This window comes from Halioxenophilus sp. WMMB6 (genome assembly GCF_033283405.1).
In the GTDB taxonomy this organism is placed as follows: domain Bacteria; phylum Pseudomonadota; class Gammaproteobacteria; order Pseudomonadales; family Cellvibrionaceae; genus Halioxenophilus.
On record NZ_JAWMQR010000001.1, the window covers coordinates 385606 to 402825 of the forward strand.

The 17220-nt window shown below is 49.9% G+C and carries 14 protein-coding genes; 12 read left to right on the forward strand and 2 right to left on the reverse strand.

From position 1 onward, the window contains the following. The first annotated feature begins 55 nt into the window (after nt 1-55). The 3 genes from SBL51_RS01570 (at nt 56) to SBL51_RS01580 (ending at nt 2345) form a co-directional block, all read left to right on the forward strand. Complete coding sequence (locus tag SBL51_RS01570) at nt 56-1144, forward strand: mechanosensitive ion channel family protein (RefSeq protein ID WP_317928712.1); 1089 nt, start codon at nt 56-58, stop codon at nt 1142-1144. Further along, nucleotides 1141-1701 carry a hypoxanthine-guanine phosphoribosyltransferase gene (locus SBL51_RS01575; RefSeq protein ID WP_317928713.1) on the forward strand — a complete coding sequence of 187 codons (561 nt, stop codon included), beginning with the start codon at nt 1141-1143 and terminating at the stop codon, nt 1699-1701. The genes SBL51_RS01570 and SBL51_RS01575 overlap by 4 nt, the downstream gene beginning before the upstream one ends. Before the next feature lie 422 nt (nt 1702-2123). Continuing rightward, nucleotides 2124-2345: a cold shock domain-containing protein gene (locus SBL51_RS01580; RefSeq protein WP_317928714.1), complete on the forward strand. Its 222-nt coding sequence runs from the start codon at nt 2124-2126 to the stop codon at nt 2343-2345. 882 nt (nt 2346-3227) lie between these two features. Here the strand turns inward: SBL51_RS01580 and SBL51_RS01585 are convergent. Together SBL51_RS01585 and mfd are read right to left on the reverse strand one after the other, a co-directional pair. Then, a complete protein-coding gene (locus tag SBL51_RS01585; RefSeq protein WP_317928715.1) occupies nt 3228-4223 on the reverse strand; it encodes a CsiV family protein in 996 nt (331 codons plus the stop codon). A gap of 13 nt (nt 4224-4236) precedes the next feature. Then, complete coding sequence (mfd, locus tag SBL51_RS01590; protein ID WP_317928716.1) at nt 4237-7677, reverse strand: transcription-repair coupling factor; 3441 nt, start codon at nt 7675-7677, stop codon at nt 4237-4239. 274 nt (nt 7678-7951) lie between these two features. Between mfd and SBL51_RS01595 the strand changes: the two genes are divergently transcribed. From SBL51_RS01595 to nqrM, 9 genes are all read left to right on the forward strand, one after another. Further along, nucleotides 7952-9421: a glyceraldehyde-3-phosphate dehydrogenase gene (locus SBL51_RS01595; RefSeq protein ID WP_317928717.1), complete on the forward strand. Its 1470-nt coding sequence runs from the start codon at nt 7952-7954 to the stop codon at nt 9419-9421. A 603-nt stretch (nt 9422-10024) separates the two neighbouring features. After that, nucleotides 10025-11365: a Na(+)-translocating NADH-quinone reductase subunit A gene (locus SBL51_RS01600; protein ID WP_317928718.1), complete on the forward strand. Its 1341-nt coding sequence runs from the start codon at nt 10025-10027 to the stop codon at nt 11363-11365. 3 nt (nt 11366-11368) lie between these two features. Continuing rightward, nucleotides 11369-12565: an NADH:ubiquinone reductase (Na(+)-transporting) subunit B gene (locus SBL51_RS01605; RefSeq protein ID WP_317928719.1), complete on the forward strand. Its 1197-nt coding sequence runs from the start codon at nt 11369-11371 to the stop codon at nt 12563-12565. After that, nucleotides 12558-13316, forward strand: a complete 759-nt coding sequence (locus tag SBL51_RS01610) for a Na(+)-translocating NADH-quinone reductase subunit C (RefSeq protein WP_317928720.1) — start codon at nt 12558-12560, stop codon at nt 13314-13316. Before SBL51_RS01605 ends, SBL51_RS01610 begins: the two co-directional genes overlap by 8 nt. A gap of 2 nt (nt 13317-13318) precedes the next feature. Continuing rightward, a complete protein-coding gene (locus SBL51_RS01615) occupies nt 13319-13975 on the forward strand; it encodes an NADH:ubiquinone reductase (Na(+)-transporting) subunit D (RefSeq protein ID WP_317928721.1) in 657 nt (218 codons plus the stop codon). Between the two features lie 3 nt (nt 13976-13978). Next, nucleotides 13979-14587, forward strand: a complete 609-nt coding sequence (nqrE, locus tag SBL51_RS01620; RefSeq protein ID WP_317928722.1) for an NADH:ubiquinone reductase (Na(+)-transporting) subunit E — start codon at nt 13979-13981, stop codon at nt 14585-14587. Between the two features lie 14 nt (nt 14588-14601). Further along, the gene (nqrF, locus tag SBL51_RS01625) at nt 14602-15834 is read left to right on the forward strand and encodes an NADH:ubiquinone reductase (Na(+)-transporting) subunit F (RefSeq protein ID WP_317928723.1); all 1233 of its coding nucleotides are present in this window, start codon (nt 14602-14604) and stop codon (nt 15832-15834) included. After that, nucleotides 15800-16855 carry an FAD:protein FMN transferase gene (locus SBL51_RS01630; RefSeq protein ID WP_317928724.1) on the forward strand — a complete coding sequence of 352 codons (1056 nt, stop codon included), beginning with the start codon at nt 15800-15802 and terminating at the stop codon, nt 16853-16855. Before nqrF ends, SBL51_RS01630 begins: the two co-directional genes overlap by 35 nt. A 10-nt stretch (nt 16856-16865) precedes the next feature. Further along, nucleotides 16866-17093, forward strand: coding sequence for a (Na+)-NQR maturation NqrM (nqrM, locus tag SBL51_RS01635; protein WP_317928725.1), 228 nt, complete (start codon nt 16866-16868; stop codon nt 17091-17093). Nucleotides 17094-17220 lie beyond the last annotated feature (127 nt).

Consider the following 17220-nt stretch of genomic DNA (forward strand, 5'->3'; position numbering starts at 1 on the left):
CTCCTTACACAGTAATAGAGACACTCTGTGCGTTTTATACGTTTGGTTGGGCGAGATGAATTGGTTAGAAGAGTTCCTAGAAAATTGGATGGCGCAAACGTTTGTCATTACGACGCTGACCTTTTTCCTGGCATTTATTGTTAGGCGAATACTGCGACAACTACTGAAAAAGGCCAAAATTACGCGCAATCGTTGGGATGATGGCATCATTAGCGCTTTGCTAGTCCCCGTGAACCTCGGCGTGATTTTAATCGGCTTAGCCTTTGCGACTGAACCTTATCCGGAAAAAGACGGCACCTATCTACTGGAAATTGTGCCTTTAGTCCGGGAGTTGGGCTTAATCGTTCTATTTGCCTGGTTTCTCGTTAATTTTATTCGCCAGGCCGAGGCGATTCTGGTTGCTGCTGACGGCGGTGGGCAATCGGTCGATGAGACAACAGCAGCGGCTGTCAGCAAGTTATTGCGCGTATCGGTTATTGTCTCCTGTGGTCTGATTGTAATGCAGTCTTTGGGCTACAGTGTCTCTGGTGTGCTTGCCTTTGGTGGTATTGGTGGTATTGCCGTGGGTTTTGCCGCTAAGGATCTTCTCTCCAATTTCTTTGGTGCTTTGATGATTCATTTGGATCGCCCGTTTAAAGTGGGTGATTGGGTCAGATCGCCAGACAAGGAGATTGAGGGCGTTGTGGAAAATATTGGTTGGCGGCTAACCATAATTCGCACCTTTGATAAGCGCCCTCTGTATGTTCCTAATGCGGTGTTTGCGCAAATAGCGGTGGAGAATCCTTCTCGAATGACAAATCGTCGCATATACGAAACCATTGGGGTTCGTTATGAAGATGGTGATCGATTGCCTGCGATTCTTACAGACATCAAAACTATGTTGAGCGAGCATGATGGAATCGACCATAAGTTGGTACAGATGGTGAATTTCAATAAGTTTGCCAGTAGCTCGCTAGACTTTTTTATCTACGTTCTAACCAAAACCACAGACTGGGTAACCTACCACCAAGTGAAGCAAGATGTGTTGTTTAAAATAATGGCCATCATTGAACAGCATGGTGCGGAGATCGCATTCCCAACGTCGACACTGCATTTGGCCTCTATGCCTGAATCCCCATTTGAAAAAACAAAGGTTGATTTGTGAATAACAAACTAGAAAAAGCTTGTGAAGCGGAACAGGCATTGGCCTCTGCTATTGTCGTTCATTCTGAAGAGGTCATTGAGCAGGCTCTTAACGATATGGCAGCAAAAATCAATGAAGACTATAAAAATCGGTGTCCGTTGATTTTGTGTGTGATGAATGGTGGTCTGATTGCAACTGCCAGGCTTGTTAGTAAGTTAACCATGCCGCTTGAAATTGATTATATACACGCCACTCGCTACAACAATGGTACGACTGGCGCTGCTCTCAGTTGGCTAGCTGAGCCGAAAATATCACTGGAAGGTCGGGATATCATTATTGTCGACGATATTTTAGATGAAGGTGTTACTCTCCAGGCGTTAATAAAATTCTGTAACGAAAAGGGGGCTAACAGTACCGTAACCGCCATCCTTGCCCGTAAGGTGCATGACCGTTGTGTCGATAATCAACTCGGTGATTATGTTGGTGTCGATGTGCCGGATAAATATGTCTTCGGCTGTGGTATGGATTACAAGGGTTTTTTTCGTAATCTTCCGGCAATTTTTGCAATTAAAGAGTAATTGCTGGCGTGTAATATTGTTTTATTACACCTCTTTTAAAGAGTAAATCGTTGTTGAAAATTATTCCGCTTTTTAATTGTTGAAATCAATTTTATATATTTAATGATATTTCGATTTCTAAGGTCCTCATATAACTTTAAAGTGTTATCTTTATCACATCCCTTCAAAAAAAACATATAACGAATCGCATGTGGGTTGTCTTGGGAAAAACGAAAGCATATGTTCTCACGCGTTGGGGACTGTGTTGGGAGCCAAGTATTATAAGGCAACAACCTATTACTAATGTCAGTTGACCCCAGATTGCAGTGACCAATAATTAGCAGCTCTGGAAATAATATTTCCATGTTTAATTCTTGGATCATTAACCGGAGAAAGGGCACGGGGTGTACCGTTTTTCCTAGTAAAACAATAAGAGGTTGGATATGGCGGATCGAGATCGCGGAACTGTTAAATGGTTTAATAATGCGAGAGGTTATGGCTTTATTACGTTGTCTGAGGCAGGTGATGATGTCTTCGTCCACTACCGCAATATTGCTGGTTCAGGTTATAAGTCTTTAATGGAGGGGCAGTTGGTCGAGTTCGATCTACTGAAAGGTGACAAAGGTCTTCAGGCAGATAATGTGGTGAGCCTAACGACAAATTGATTTTAAAAGCCCTGGATTATCTAGGGCTTTTTTGTGCACCTCTTCCAGCCCTGGCAAATTAAAAAAACGTATTGGTTTACTGGGTAATAATGCCTGTGCTTTGTGATTGTTGGGCGATCAGCCCCAATATTTACTGATCACTTTCCAATTCAACTCCTGTCATTTCGACCGGCAGTTAACTAGTCTGTAATTATTCCTGGGCGCTGCTTTTTACTGTTGATTTGTAACTTCTGCACGCAGTTTCCAATAGCGCACGCTTGATTTTGCTGCTCTTCGTTTGTCTCCTACTCAATAAACATTTCAATTTGAAGAGCCTCTCTATGGGCTGTTTGATGACATTTTTCTTGTCGTTGCGGGCTCCTCCCTCGGTACACAGCAGTGGTAATTTGCATGAGAGGCTCCAGCTGTTAACCGACATAACTAAAAGGTGGTTCTTATAAGCGCTAGCACAGTCTGTTGTTGTCAGTTGCTACTGTATGAGTGTCACGAGTTAGTTACTAATTAGGCAAGTTAATTGTTTGTGTGGCCTTGGATGATTCAGTTTTTGTCGAAGCGTCGCAGTGGTAAGGGAGATGGTTATTTGCAGCTGACATTGCTAGGGCTAAATCAATGATGATGTTGATATCATAAAACCCAGGCAGTGGGGTTAAGATGCAGGCGCGGCTTATGGGATCTTGATTGAGCTAGGGAATTCACCCAACTTGTAATATACGGCTTGGTAACTGGGCAATATAAAAGAGGCGCCTTTTTCAATTTTATTTGAGTTTATTTGCCTGAGTTTATCCACATTTCCGTGAACACCTTTAGCTGACTTCGATTGCCGGCTCTGCTCCAGCTGTAGCTCCTGTCGCCATAGAGGGTAGGGCCTCCTGGGTTGGGAAACTATTGCGCACTGCCCTGAGCTGTTTCGCTGGCGGGCTCTATGGTCTCAGGGGCTGTCCAGGGTGTTACCTTTACCACCAGCCCTAGTACAGGGTGGTCGATATAGTGGATCTCATTGCTGCGCATCTTACGTGACTGTTTGTGCAGAATTATCCGCTCGATAATATAACCGGGGCTTTTGGCTGTGCTTGAGGCTGATTTGGTTTCGAAACCGTTAAATCCCGAGTGTGTCTCTTCGCGGCCACCAGAGAGTGAAAAGTTAAAATCGATAGGTCCACTGCTGGTTGAGGCAGATAGCGGTCCACCATGCCCAACGGTTGGGATTTCTGGCAACTGTGGCCAAACAGTGTACCCACTCTCCTGCCCATAATTGGGATAGAACTGCGTTAACCAAAGATTCACATCCAGGTGCAGGTAGCGGGCTACCCGCAAGGTTACTGTACCTTCCAGCTCATGGTGGTTGTCAAACAGGTCGCCGCCAGTGAGCACCACCGATTTTGCCTCTTTAGAGGCAAGAGCGGGCTGAATCCAGGCGACATGACGAAGTACGCGGTAATTTGAGTTACGGGTTAACTTGCTGGCGATATTGTTCAGTGCCAGTGAGTCGTCGTCGACCAGGCTAAAAGGCGTAGGGCCCTCGGGTGCTAAGTTGGCGTCGCCTACTGGATTATCGTTTTCAAGCGACTGATCGCCAGAGGCCGGAGTTGTCATAGAAGAGAGGGCGCTACCGCCCTCAGCCAGTGTCTCTTCGCTTGCCGGTGGCGGTGCGCTTGGGTCGAATAGAGTAACAGTACCTGGCGGGTAGGCGAGGGCAATATCCGTTGGCCAAGCCTCCTGGGCATCGGCGGCGCGCAGTGTTTGGGAAAATACAACGATTTCTACCTGGTACCAATTGGTCTGATCCTGGGCAAATAGAGATGAGCTCGATAGCACCATGGCAATAGTGGCAAGTGTTCTCTGCCAGGGGCGGTTAAACAGGTTCTTTTCAATTAGCATGACAATGGATTCGTTATTGGGTTAATCGGTCTAGCAGTTGTTCTGTTTGCTCGAGCTTAGACATCGCATCTGGCAACGCCGTTTTAAACTTTAGCTTGTTTGCTCCATCTAGGGCATAGAACTTGGGCTGTTTTTGAACTAGGTTCACTATGGCCATTGGGTTGACCTTGGTATTTGCGGCAAATTCCAGTTTTATCTGTTCACTGCTGGCTTCGATCTTCTGAATACCCAGCTGTTCAGATTGCAGTCGAATCAATGTTACCCGTATCAAATTTTTGGTCGGTTCAGGCAGTGAGCCAAAGCGGTCGATGATTTCCATCTGTAACAGGGTCGCATCCTGTTCATTTTCAGTGTTGGAGAGGCGCTTGTAGAGCATCAACCGCTGGTTAACGTCGGGTAGGTAGTCTTCCGGAATTAGCGCGGGTATGCGTAGGTTGATCTCCGCCTGGGCAGATTCGCCGACGCTGGCATCGGCCATTTTGCCAGATCGAATCGCTTTAACAGCGCGATCCAGCATATCCATGTAGAGGGAAAAGCCGACGTGCTGGATTTGGCCGCTCTGCTCCTCACCCAAAAGCTCGCCCGCCCCGCGGATCTCCAGGTCGTGGGTCGCCAAGGTGAAGCCAGAACCCAGTTCAGTCGCCAAGCTGATGGCTTCCAGCCGTTTTTGCGCATCCGGGGTGAGTTTTCGCCCAGGCGGCGTTAACAGGTAGGCGTAGGCCTGATGGTGGGAGCGGCCCACCCGGCCCCGCAATTGGTGCAGTTGCGCCAAACCAAACTTGTCGGCCCGTTCAATAATGATGGTATTAGCGTTGGGTATGTCTAGGCCGGTTTCAATAATGGTGGTGGCTACCAGCACATTGAACCGCTTGTGGTAGAAGTCGTTCATCACCACTTCCAGTTCGCGCTCACGCATTTGGCCATGGCCGATGCTGATTCTTGCTTCGGGTATCAGCTCTCTCAGCTCCTCGGCCATCTTGTCGATGGTCTTTACCTCGTTGTGCAGGTAGTAAACCTGGCCGCCGCGCAGGATCTCCCGCAGTACTGCCTCTTTTAATAAACCTGCCTGTTTCTCTTGGACGAAGGTCTTTACAGAGAGTCGTTTGGCGGGCGGAGTGGCAATAATGGATAGATCGCGCACCCCCTGCATAGAGAGGTTGAGTGTTCTGGGGATGGGGGTCGCGGTCAGGGCGAGCACATCCACCTCTGCGCGCAGCGATTTGAATCGATCTTTCTGGCGGACTCCGAAGCGATGCTCCTCGTCAATGATCACTAGGCCAAGGTCGTGGTATTTCACATCTTGCTGAATCAGCTTATGGGTACCGATGACGATATCCAACTGGCCGGATTTAACCTCGGCCAGGGTTTTATTGATTTCAGAGGTAGTCTGAAAGCGTGACAATAGGCCAACTTTCACCGGCCACTGGGCGAAGCGGTCGGTGAAGTTATCGTAGTGTTGTTGGGCGAGCAGGGTAGTGGGCACCATTACCGCTACCTGTTTACCACAGATGGCCGCCACGAATGCCGCACGTATAGCAACTTCGGTTTTACCAAAGCCCACATCACCACAGACCAGGCGATCCATCGGCCGCGCCGATTTCATGTCGGCCAGCACGGCGTCGATGGCGGATTGCTGGTCTTCGGTCTCCTGGAACGGGAAGCTCTTAGCGAACTGGCTGTAGAGCTCATCCTGGTAGTCGAAGGAGCGCCCTTTTTTGGCGGCACGATGGGCGTAGATATCGAGCAGTTCCGCGGCGACATCCCGCACTTTCTCGGCCGCCTTCTGTTTCGCTTTGCTCCAAGTGTCGGTGCCCAGGCGGTGCAGGGGTGCTAAGGCTTCATCGGCACCGCTGTAGCGGCTGATCAGATGTAAGTTGGCGACCGGGACATAGAGTTTGGCGGCGTCGGCGTATTCCAGCGTTAAAAACTCGTTCATCTGGCCGTCGATTTCAATCATCTGCAGGCCACGGTACCGCCCTACGCCATGGTCGATATGGACAACCGGGGAGTCGATATTGAGTTCGGTCAGGTGTTTGATCACCTGCTCGGTGGCATCGATGGCTTTTCGGCGTCGCCTTTGTGGCGCGATGCGGGTGCCATAGAGGTCGGCTTCACCCACCAGGGCTATGCGTGCCGTGCCCTCGTCAAACACAAAGCCCCGCTCGATAGGGCATAGGGTAATGGCTACAGGCCAGTCACTCGAGACAAACTGCCAAAAGCTCTCTGCGCTTTCAGCCTTGATGCCCTGCTTGGCAAGCTGCTCCTGCAGTATCTCGCGGCGGCCGTTAGTATCGGCACAAATCAGTGTGCGCTGTTGTTGGCCGGCCAGGTATTGGCGCAATTTTGCCAGGGGCTCCTGCTCATGGCTGCTGGCGCCCAGCTCTGGTAATGGGCTGACTTGAGCGAGATCCGCGGCGTTGCTACCGCTTTCCAACTTGATGTGGGCGTGCGTCTTGAGTGTTTGAAAGCAGCTCTCTGTGGTGAGATAGAGGTGTTTCGGAGGGAGCAGTGGTCGTCGCGGGTCGACATTGAGGTTTTCAAAGCGCGCCCGGATCTCCTGCCAGAAGTTTTCCGCCGCACTGTGAATATCGCCAAGGCTGTAGATGGTCAGCTGTTCTGGCAGGTAGTCAAACAGGGTGGCCATCTGCTCGTAGAAGAGGGGCAGATAGTACTCAATTCCGGGTGGCGAAATTCCCTGGCAGACATCTTGGTAGACCGGACAGTTTTTGTGGTCAACATCGAAATGCGAGTGCCATTGGTCGCGAAAAAGGCGTATGCCGCCATCATCCAGTGGAAATTCATGCGCCGGTAACAGTTTAATTTCCTGAACACTATCGACGGTCAACTGGGTGGACGGGTCAAAGCTGCGGATGCTGTCCACCTCGTCGTCGAACAGATCGATGCGAAAGGGCTGGTGCGAGCCCATGGCAAAGATGTCGACTATCGCTCCCCGAACAGCGTATTCACCATGCTCCAACACGGTATCCACCCGGTGGTAACCAGCGTTATTGAGTCGATTGCAGGCGGCTTTTAGATCCAGCTGTTCACCGCACTTGATCACCAGGCTGCGGGCATCGACAAAGCCACGCGGCGGTAAATTGGTTAACAGTAGGGTAATAGGTACGGTAACCAGGTAGCGGCTCTCTGACGAAAGTCTATAGAGGGCCTCCAGCCGGTCCGAGATGATGTCCGCATTGGGTGAAAAGTGATCGAAGGGTAGGGTCTCCCGATCGGGGAAATGGATCACCGGAGGCATTTGCGGGCAGGATTGACCCAGTGCCGTAATCTCCTGCTCCAGTTGCAGTGCGGTGCGGTTATCCGGGGTGATAACCAGGTGGGCGCCAGCGTTAAGCCGCGCGGCGCTCATCAATGTTAGTGCAGCTGCGGTGGTAGGCAGGTTGCCCCAAATGGATTGCAGAGGCTTATAACAGGGAGGAGCAAGTGGTGAAAACATAACCGATCGAATTTTGATTCCGCAAAAAAGTCGGCATTGTAGCCTTTGCTGAGGACTATTCGTAGCAACTCATTGGCTAGGCTGAGTAATTTAGTAATGACCTTGCACAAATTAGGGAAAATGTCGGCGGTTGCGTATCGAAGGGGTTGTCTGGATAATATGTCGCCCCAAGTTTTAGCGGGTATTCAGGCGGGCTAATTTACGGCCTTGCTGTCTCTGCTGCACATTGTGCCAGCGTACCATTTACAAAGTTAACTGAGTAAGGTGTAACCAAGTGAATCGACCTAAGCCGGATGATTACTTCAAGGACTGGAAACAACGCGAAGCGTTAGCGGAATCGATGATTCCCGTTATCGGTAAGCTCTACCGAGAGAAAAACGTCGTCGTCAGCATGTATGGCAAGCCGCTGATCAACCGATCTGTAATCGATATTATGAAAGCTCACCGATTCGTTCGTCAGGTGGAAGCCAACGAGCTCTCTGAATTCGAATCCTTCCCCATCCTGGAAGCCATGACCAAGCTCAATTTGAGCGCTTCCCGCATCGATTTGGGTAAACTAACCGTCAAAGCCATGAATGCTGGCGTAGTGGTGCCCGATGGTGAGGTAACGGCCGATATTGATCAATTTGTCGCCGGAGAGCTGGCCAACTTGATCGGTGGTGATGCGCCACTCAGCGAGCCGCAAGATGTAGTGCTCTATGGCTTCGGCCGAATTGGCCGCCTGGTTGCCCGTATTCTGGTTGAGAAAACCGGTAGTGGTGAGTCTCTACGTCTGCGCGCGATTGTTGTGCGTAAGGGTAAGGCACCGAATGACCTGGTTAAACGAGCCAGCCTACTGCGCCGTGACTCTGTCCATGGCTCTTTCAAAGGCACCATTCGCGTCGACGAAGAGAACAACAGCCTGGTTATTAACGGTAATGAAGTTAAGTTGATTTACGCCAGTGACCCATCTGAAATCGATTACACCGCTTATGGCATTAATAATGCCCTGGTAGTAGACAACACTGGTGTTTGGCGCGATGCCGAGGGCTTGGGTAAGCACCTTAAATCCAAGGGGGTTTCCAAAGTCCTGTTAACGGCGCCCGGCAAAGGTGACCTGAAGAACATTGTCTTCGGTATCAACCACCAGGATATCACCCCGGAAGACACCATTATCTCTGCCGCTTCCTGTACCACCAACGCCATCGTACCGGTACTGAAGACCATCATGGAAGAGTACGGCATTGATCACGGCCATGTTGAAACTGTGCACTCCTACACCAACGACCAAAACCTGATCGATAACTACCACAGTGGTGATCGACGCGGTCGTGCGGCCTCGTTGAACATGGTTATTACCGAAACCGGTGCCGCCAAGGCAGTAGCCAAGGCTCTGCCAGAGCTGAAAGGTAAGCTTACCGGTAATGCCATTCGTGTACCTACGCCGAACGTCTCTATGGCGATTTTGAATCTGCAGCTGAAAAAGCCAACCACGGTTGATGAGCTCAATGAGTACATGCGCAATGTGGCCCTGCACTCGCCGCTGTCGCAGCAGATCGATTTCACCAACTCCCCTGAAGTGGTTTCTACCGATTTCGTCGGTTCGCGCCATGCGTGCGTGTTTGACTCAAAAGCGACCATCGTTGAAGGTACTACTGCCATTTTGTACCTTTGGTACGACAATGAGTTCGGTTACAGCTGCCAGGTGGCTCGCTGCCTGGAGAAAATTGCTGGAGTTGATTACAAGAGCTATCCAGAAGCCTGATTTTGGCGATCTGAAGCAAAAGCCGCCCTTGAGGCGGCTTTTTTTTGGTCAAATTTATCGATTGGTGGCGATCGATTTGAATCCTAACCACCTGTCGCTGTAGGGTTTTTCCATGCTGCGATAGCAAAAAAAAGTGTCTTACTCTAGAAACAGATCAGATAGACACATATAATTGCGCGGATTTTTTGGTGGCGGCACAAGGTGATTGGTCGTCGAATGTTCAATTAACCAAACCGGTTTCAGCGCCGCAAAAGCGGGGGTTAACCCAGCTGGTCGCACCTGAAACTAAATGTTGGCCTCAGCTTTGCTCAACATCACCTACCTTTAGGGATGGTGTCGCAGCGATCCGGCGGAAGTTTGAGCTACTGGGTTAACGGCTAAAGGTCAACATAAAGGCTATTGTTTCCAGATCGAGCTGCACGAGCCCGGTCGTCCCATCGAGATAGGCATTCAACATCTGACCATCGAGATGGACTGTCGAGAGACCGTCCATGTAGACAATAGCAATTCTGAAACCGCGAATGGCGGCCTAATACAGATTGCAAACTATCGCTTTGTCTTAGTTGCCGCCACTCCAGTCCAACTAGTGATTAGGCAAGGTGTATGATAAAGATCCGTAAGGGATTGGAATTACCCATAACCGGGGCACCCCAACAGGCCATTGATGACAGCAAGCGAGTTACCTCGGTTGCTGTAATCGGTCCAGATTATCATGGCATGAAACCTACCATGGCCGTTCAGGTCGGCGATAAGGTTAAACTTGGCCAGCTGTTATTTACAGATAAGAAGACCGAAGGTGTCAAATACACAGCGCCTGCTGCAGGTACCGTCAGCGCGATTAATCGTGGTGCGAAAAGGGTATTACAATCCGTAGTCATTGATGTCGAAGGGGATGAGTTCGAGCAATTCAAAAGCTTCGAGGAAGGGGCGTTAGCTTCGCTAACCGCAGACGATGTACGCTCTAATCTGGTGGAGTCGGGACTGTGGACTGCTTTACGCACCCGCCCGTTTAGTAAAGTTCCCGCCATCGATTCAACCCCCAATTCCATTTTTATCACTGCCATAGATACCAACCCTTTGGCAGCCGATCCGCAAGTTGTTATCTCTGCTTACCAGCAGGAGTTCCAAAACGGCATAACAGTACTTTCCGCCTTGACGGAAGGTAGCGTTTATGTGTGTAAGGCTCCTCGTGCAGAGATTTCTGCGACTGGCGCCAACGTAAAAGTGGAAGAGTTTGAGGGTAAGCATCCCGCCGGTAATGCCGGTACTCACATTCACTTCCTGGATCCGGTTTCAATCGCCAAAACGGTTTGGACCATCGGTTATCAAGATGTGATTGCCGTCGGCAAGCTGTTCACCACTGGTAAGCTGTTTGCTGAGCGAGTGATTGCCCTGGCTGGTCCTCAAGTCGACAAACCTCGTCTGGTCAAAACCCGTTTGGGTGCCGACCTGATAGAGCTGTGTGCCGGTGAACTGAAGTCCGGTGACAACCGGGTTATTTCCGGTTCGGTGTTTGGTGGTCGCACCGCAAAAGGGGCTTTTGCCTATCTAGGTCGCTACCATAACCAGGTTTCGGTGTTGCTTGAAGGCCGTGATCGTCCGGTTCTGCACTACTTGCGCCCAGGCTTTGATTATTTTTCCACCATGGGTATCTACGTATCTAAGCTCTTTTCTGGCAAAAAGTTTGACTTCGATACCACTACCGGTGGTAGTGAGCGCGCGATGGTGCCGGTTGGTAACTATGAGCGAGTGATGCCACTGGATATTCTGCCCACCCATCTGTTGCGGTCCTTAATCGTTGGTGATACTGACATGGCGCAGAAGCTGGGTTGCCTGGAGTTGGATGAGGAAGATTTGGCTTTGTGTACCTTTGTGTGCCCAGGCAAATACGAATACGGCCCCATCTTGCGTGACAATCTGACGCGAATCGAGAAGGAGGGCTAATCGGTGTCTTTACGTAAAATTCTCGACAATCTGGAACCTCATTTCCATAAAGGCGGCAAATATGAATCCTGGTATTCGCTTTATGAAGCGGTCGATACCATTTTCTATCGCCCCAACTCTGTAACCAAATCCAGTGCCCATGTGCGTGATGGCGTTGACCTGAAGCGTATTATGATCACTGTCTGGCTGTGTACCTTCCCGGCGATGCTCTACGGTATGTACAACATCGGTTGGCAAGCTAACACTTTCATGTTGGCCAACGGTATTACTGAGATCGGTAACTGGCGAGATTTGTTTATCTCCAGTTTCGACCCTAACAGTGTATTGGCCTGTTTTTGGCACGGCGCTCTCTACTTCCTGCCTATCTACGCCGTGACATTCATTGTTGGTGGTTTCTGGGAAGTGCTGTTCGCGATGAAGCGCGGCCATGAAGTTAACGAAGGCTTTTTTGTCACCTCTATTCTGTTCGCTTTGATTTGCCCTCCAACCCTGCCTTTATGGCTGGCTGGCCTGGGTATCACCTTTGGTGTTGTCATCGCCAAAGAGGTGTTCGGTGGTACCGGCAAAAACTTCCTTAACCCAGCGCTGGCGGGTCGGGCCTTCCTGTTCTTCGCCTATCCTGCGTTTATGTCTGGCGACTCTGTCTGGACCGCGGTCGATGGCTTTACCGGTGCCACTGCACTGGCTACAGCCGCGGCACAGGGACTGACGGGTATGCAGACTTCTCTTGGTCTTACATGGAGCGATGCCTTCTTGGGCCACATGCAGGGCTCAATTGGTGAAACTTCAACACTCGCTATTCTGATTGGTGGGGTGTTCCTGCTGATCACCAAGATCGCCTCCTGGCGCATTGTCGGCGGTGTAATGCTGGGTATGATCGCTACGGCTACCGTATTTAACTGGATTGACTCCGATACCAATCAAATGTTCGCCATGCCTTGGTACTGGCATCTGGTGGTTGGTGGATTTGCCTTCGGCATGATCTTCATGGCCACCGACCCGGTATCAGCGGCCATGACAAACATTGGTAAATGGTATTTTGGTATCTTGATAGGCTTTATGGCGGTTGTTATCCGTGTTGTTAACCCCGCTTACCCCGAAGGCATGATGCTCGCCATTCTGTTTGGTAACCTCTTCGCACCGATCATTGATCACTTCGTGTTGCAGGGTAATATCAAGAGGAGACTGTCTCGTGTCTAATCAAGAATCTACAGCCCGCACGATCATCGTCGCGTTGGTGCTCTGTATTGTCTGCTCAGTGATTGTCTCTACTGCCGCGGTTATGTTGAAACCTGCACAGCAGGCCAATAAGCAGAAGGACTTCCAAGCCGGTATTCTGGAAGCGGCCGGCTTGTTGGTAGAAGGTAAATCCATTGAGGAGCAGTTCAGCCAGATCACTACCAAACTGGTTGATTTGCAGTCGGGTACCTTTACCGACGGTGATGTGGACACCTACGATCAATGGCTCGCTGCTAAAGATCCCAAAAGCTCAGAAGAGCTTTCCGATGACGACGATATCGCCAAAATTTCCCGACTTGAAAATGTCTCCAAGGTATTCTTGGTGGAAAGTGACTCCGGTATCGACAAGATCATTTTACCGATTCGTGGCTATGGTTTGTGGTCGACGCTCTACGGCTTTATCGCCTTAGAGGCTGACCTCAACACAGTCGTTGGTATCGGCTTTTATGAACATGGCGAGACCCCGGGGCTGGGTGGCGAGGTTGATAACCCTCGCTGGAAAGCCATTTGGGTCGGTAAAGAGGTCTACGGTGACGATGGCGGCGTTGCCCTTGAAGTGATGAAAGGGCTCAGTGGCGACAATCCTCACCGAGTAGATGCCCTTTCCGGTGCAACACTCACCAGTAAGGGCGTGAATAACCTAGTTCACTTCTGGCTGGGAGATCACGGTTTTGGACCCTTCTTGTCCAACCTCAAAGAGGGAGACGCCTGATTATGAAAACCAAAGAGCTACTCTTTAAACCGGTTGTTGAAAACAACCCAATTGCCTTGCAGATCCTAGGGATCTGTTCGGCACTGGCGGTAACCAGTAGTCTTAAAGTTACCTTGGTAATGGCCGTTGCTCTGACACTGGTAACGGCTTTTTCCAACTTCTTTGTGGCTGCGGTTCGTAATTTTATTCCGAGCAGTATTAGGATCATCGTACAGATGACCATCATTGCCTCATTGGTAATTGTGGTGGATCAGATCCTCAAGGCATTCTTTTACGATATCAGTAAACAACTGTCAGTATTTGTGGGCTTGATCATCACCAACTGTATCGTGATGGGCCGCGCTGAAGCTTATGCGATGAAAAACCCACCGATACCAAGCTTCCTGGATGGTATTGGTAATGGTTTGGGCTACAGCGCTATGTTGGTAACTCTGGCGGTGATTCGTGAGCTGTTTGGCTCCGGTAAGCTGTTTGGCATTGAAGTTCTGCCTTTGACAACCGATGGTGGTTGGTACGTTTCCAATGGCCTGTTACTGATGCCACCGAGTGCCTTCTTCCTGATTGGTCTGATTATTTGGGCGCTCCGCTCTTGGAAGCCGAAACAGGCGGAAGAGCCGGAATTCAAAATCACCGCCAACAGCAAGCCTAAGGAGGTATAAGCCGTGGAGTATTACCTTAGCTTATTTATCCGGTCGATTTTTATCGACAATATGGCGTTGTCCTTCTTTTTGGGGATGTGTACCTTTTTGGCACTTTCCAAAAAAATTGATGCGGCAATTGGTTTGGGTATTGCGGTAGTTGTTGTACTTGGCCTCACTGTGCCGATTAACAATCTGCTTTATACCTATCTGCTGGCCGACGGCGCACTTGCCTGGGCAGGCTTACCCAATGTCGATTTAAGCTTCCTGGGCTTGATCAGTTACATCGGCGTAATTGCTGCTTTGGTGCAGATCATGGAGATGGTACTCGATAAGTATGTACCAGCTCTCTACAACGCCTTGGGTGTGTTCCTGCCTTTGATCACTGTGAACTGTGCCATTATGGGAGCTTCGCTGTTGATGGTTGAGCGTGACTACGACCTTGCCGAGAGTACTGTATTTGGTGTCGGTGCTGGTGTTGGTTGGGCTTTGGCCATTGTTGTACTGGCCGGTATTCGCGAAAAGCTCAAATACAGCGACGTTCCTGCTGGCTTACAAGGCTTGGGAATCGCGTTCATTACCGTGGGCTTGATGTCTCTTGGTTTTCTGTCGTTCAGCGGCATCAATCTGTAATGGGTGGTTGATAAATGGACAGTACGACAAGCGTAATTTTGATCGGTGTCATTATGTTCACCGTCATTGTATTGGTGTTGGTGGCAATCATTCTGGTTGCTCGCTCCAAGCTGGTTAGCAGTGGCAATGTAAATATCGTTGTTAACGGTGAAAAAACACTTACCGTCGCTGCCGGTGGTAAGCTTCTACAAACGCTGGCTGAAAGCGGTATGTTCCTGCCTTCGGCTTGTGGTGGCGGTGGCAGCTGTGCACAGTGTAAGTGTATTGTTAACAGCGGTGGTGGTTCTATGCTGCCGACTGAAGAAGGGCACTTTAACAAGCGTCAAGCTCGCGAGGGCTGGCGATTGTCCTGCCAGGTTCCTGTTAAGCAGGACATGGAAATTCACGTTGAAGAGGATGTGTTTGGGGTAAAACAGTGGGTCTGTACTGTTGAATCCAACCCCAACATGGCGACCTTCATTAAAGAACTCACCCTGCGCTTACCGGAAGGAGAGAACGTGGACTTCCGTGCAGGTGGCTATGTTCAGTTGGAGGCCCCTCCGCATCACGTTTACTACAAGGACTTCGATATCGATGCTGAGTATCGCGGTGACTGGGAGCGTTTTGGTTTCTTTAATTTGGAATCCAAAGTAGACGAGCCTATTATCCGTGCCTACTCCATGGCGAACTATCCAGAAGAGAAGGGCGTGGTGAAGTTCAATATTCGTATTGCAACACCGCCTCCTGGCTCTACTGGTATTCCGCCAGGCCAGATGTCTTCCTTCGTGTTTAGCTTAAAACCTGGTGACCAAATCACTGTGTTTGGACCGTTTGGTGAATTCTTCGCTAAAGACACCGATGCTGAAATGGTATTCATTGGTGGCGGTGCGGGTATGGCGCCGATGCGCTCTCATATCTTCGACCAGCTGCGTCGCATTAAGACCGATCGCAAGATGTCTTTCTGGTACGGTGCGCGTTCTTTACGCGAGCTTTTCTATCAAGATGAGTACGACCAGTTAGCCTCTGAGAATGAAAACTTCAATTGGCACATCGCACTGTCTGATCCGCAACCGGAAGATAACTGGAGCGGTTTAACGGGCTTTATTCACAATGTGCTCTACGATAACTATCTGAAGGATCATCCTGCACCTGAAGATTGTGAGTACTACATGTGTGGGCCTCCGATGATGAACGCGGCGGTTATCAAGATGTTGAAAGACCTTGGAGTTGAAGATGAAAATATCCTACTCGACGATTTCGGTGGGTAGAGCGCTTCCAGGCAAACTTACTACAGGGTCCTTCGGGGCCCTGTTTTGTTTCCTGGTGCTTCTGCTAACAGCTTGTTCCAAAACTGAGCTGTTTCACATCAGTGGCCCGACGATGGGTACCCGCTTTAATATAACCATCGTGGGAGTTTCCCCCTCGAGAAAACCAGAAATCGAGGCGGTGGTAACTGATATTCTGGCCGAGGCCAACAATATTGCCTCTACCTATATTCCAGACTCTGAATTGATGCGCTTAAATCGGGCGGAACTTAATACCCCGATAGAGGTGTCTGACAAACTGTTCGATATGTTGGTGATCAGCGGTGAAGTATATGAGCTCACCAACGGTGTTTATGATGTTACGGTCGGCCCTCTGGTGAACCTATGGGGTTTTGGCAGTGAAGCGCTTAACGGGGTGCCCAGTGACGAGAAAATCACAGAGACCTTGGCCTTGGTTGGTTTTAATAAACTGCATATGGATGCGGAAACAAAAAGCGTAACCCGTTCTGTTGCCAGCCAGATTGATCTCTCTTCTGTTGCGAAAGGGTACGCGGTCGATTGGGTCGCGGAATATCTGGAGAGCCTGGGAATTATCAATTACCTGGTCGAGATTGGGGGCGAACTAAGGGTAAAGGGCCATAACGGAGAGGGCGAACGCTGGCGGATAGGAATTGAATCACCATCCTTGGCACATACAGGCGCGGTGCAATCTGTTAGTATTGCCGATGTGGCGGTTGCCACGTCGGGTGATTACCGTAACTTCTTCGACGCCGACGGAATTCGCTATTCTCATACTATCGACCCGAGTACTGGCCGGCCAATTGCTCCCGACCTAGCTTCGATCACCATACTGGATAAGAGCACGGCGCGTGCCGATGCACTGGCCACTGGCTTAAACGCCATGGGTTATGAGAGAGCGCAAAAAGTGTGTGAAGAGCAGCAACTGGCTTGTTTCTTCATACAGCACGATGGCTCCGGTTTTATTGAACACTACTCCTCGGCTTTCAAGCCTTACATGCAGTAGGAGGCATACCATGATCTATTTAGTAACCTTTTTAGTCATGTTAATTGTGGTAACAGTGATGTCCATCGGCGTAATCATGGGGCGTAAGCCAATTACTGGCTCCTGTGGCGGGGTCGGTGCAGCACTGAAAGATGAAAACTACGTTTGTGAATATTGTGGTGGCGATGAAAGTAAGTGCGAAACCCGCCAGCAGCAAATGGGGCAATCTAATCTCGGCTATGACGCCAGTCGCAAGTAGTGTTGTGCAGGGCCGTAGTCGTTGTAATCTCGGCTGCTGCTCGTTTTTATATCGAAAGCTGCAAAGACTCGACGGCTACAGCTCTATAAGTCATAGGCCGCAGGAACGCGTTTAATTGTTGTTTCCG

Bases quoted from the DNA above. Each gene is read 5' to 3' on its own strand.
- SBL51_RS01615 (WP_317928721.1), top strand. From the start codon at position 13,319: ATGAAAACCAAAGAGCTACTCTTTAAACCGGTTGTTGAAAACAACCCA.
- mfd (WP_317928716.1), bottom strand. From the start codon at position 7,677: ATGTTTTCACCACTTGCTCCTCCCTGTTATAAGCCTCTGCAATCCATT.
- SBL51_RS01585 (WP_317928715.1), bottom strand. From the start codon at position 4,223: ATGCTAATTGAAAAGAACCTGTTTAACCGCCCCTGGCAGAGAACACTT.
- SBL51_RS01570 (WP_317928712.1), top strand. From the start codon at position 56: ATGAATTGGTTAGAAGAGTTCCTAGAAAATTGGATGGCGCAAACGTTT.
- nqrM (WP_317928725.1), top strand. From the start codon at position 16,866: ATGATCTATTTAGTAACCTTTTTAGTCATGTTAATTGTGGTAACAGTG.
- SBL51_RS01600 (WP_317928718.1), top strand. From the start codon at position 10,025: ATGATAAAGATCCGTAAGGGATTGGAATTACCCATAACCGGGGCACCC.
- SBL51_RS01630 (WP_317928724.1), top strand. From the start codon at position 15,800: ATGAAAATATCCTACTCGACGATTTCGGTGGGTAGAGCGCTTCCAGGC.
- nqrF (WP_317928723.1), top strand. From the start codon at position 14,602: ATGGACAGTACGACAAGCGTAATTTTGATCGGTGTCATTATGTTCACC.
- SBL51_RS01580 (WP_317928714.1), top strand. From the start codon at position 2,124: ATGGCGGATCGAGATCGCGGAACTGTTAAATGGTTTAATAATGCGAGA.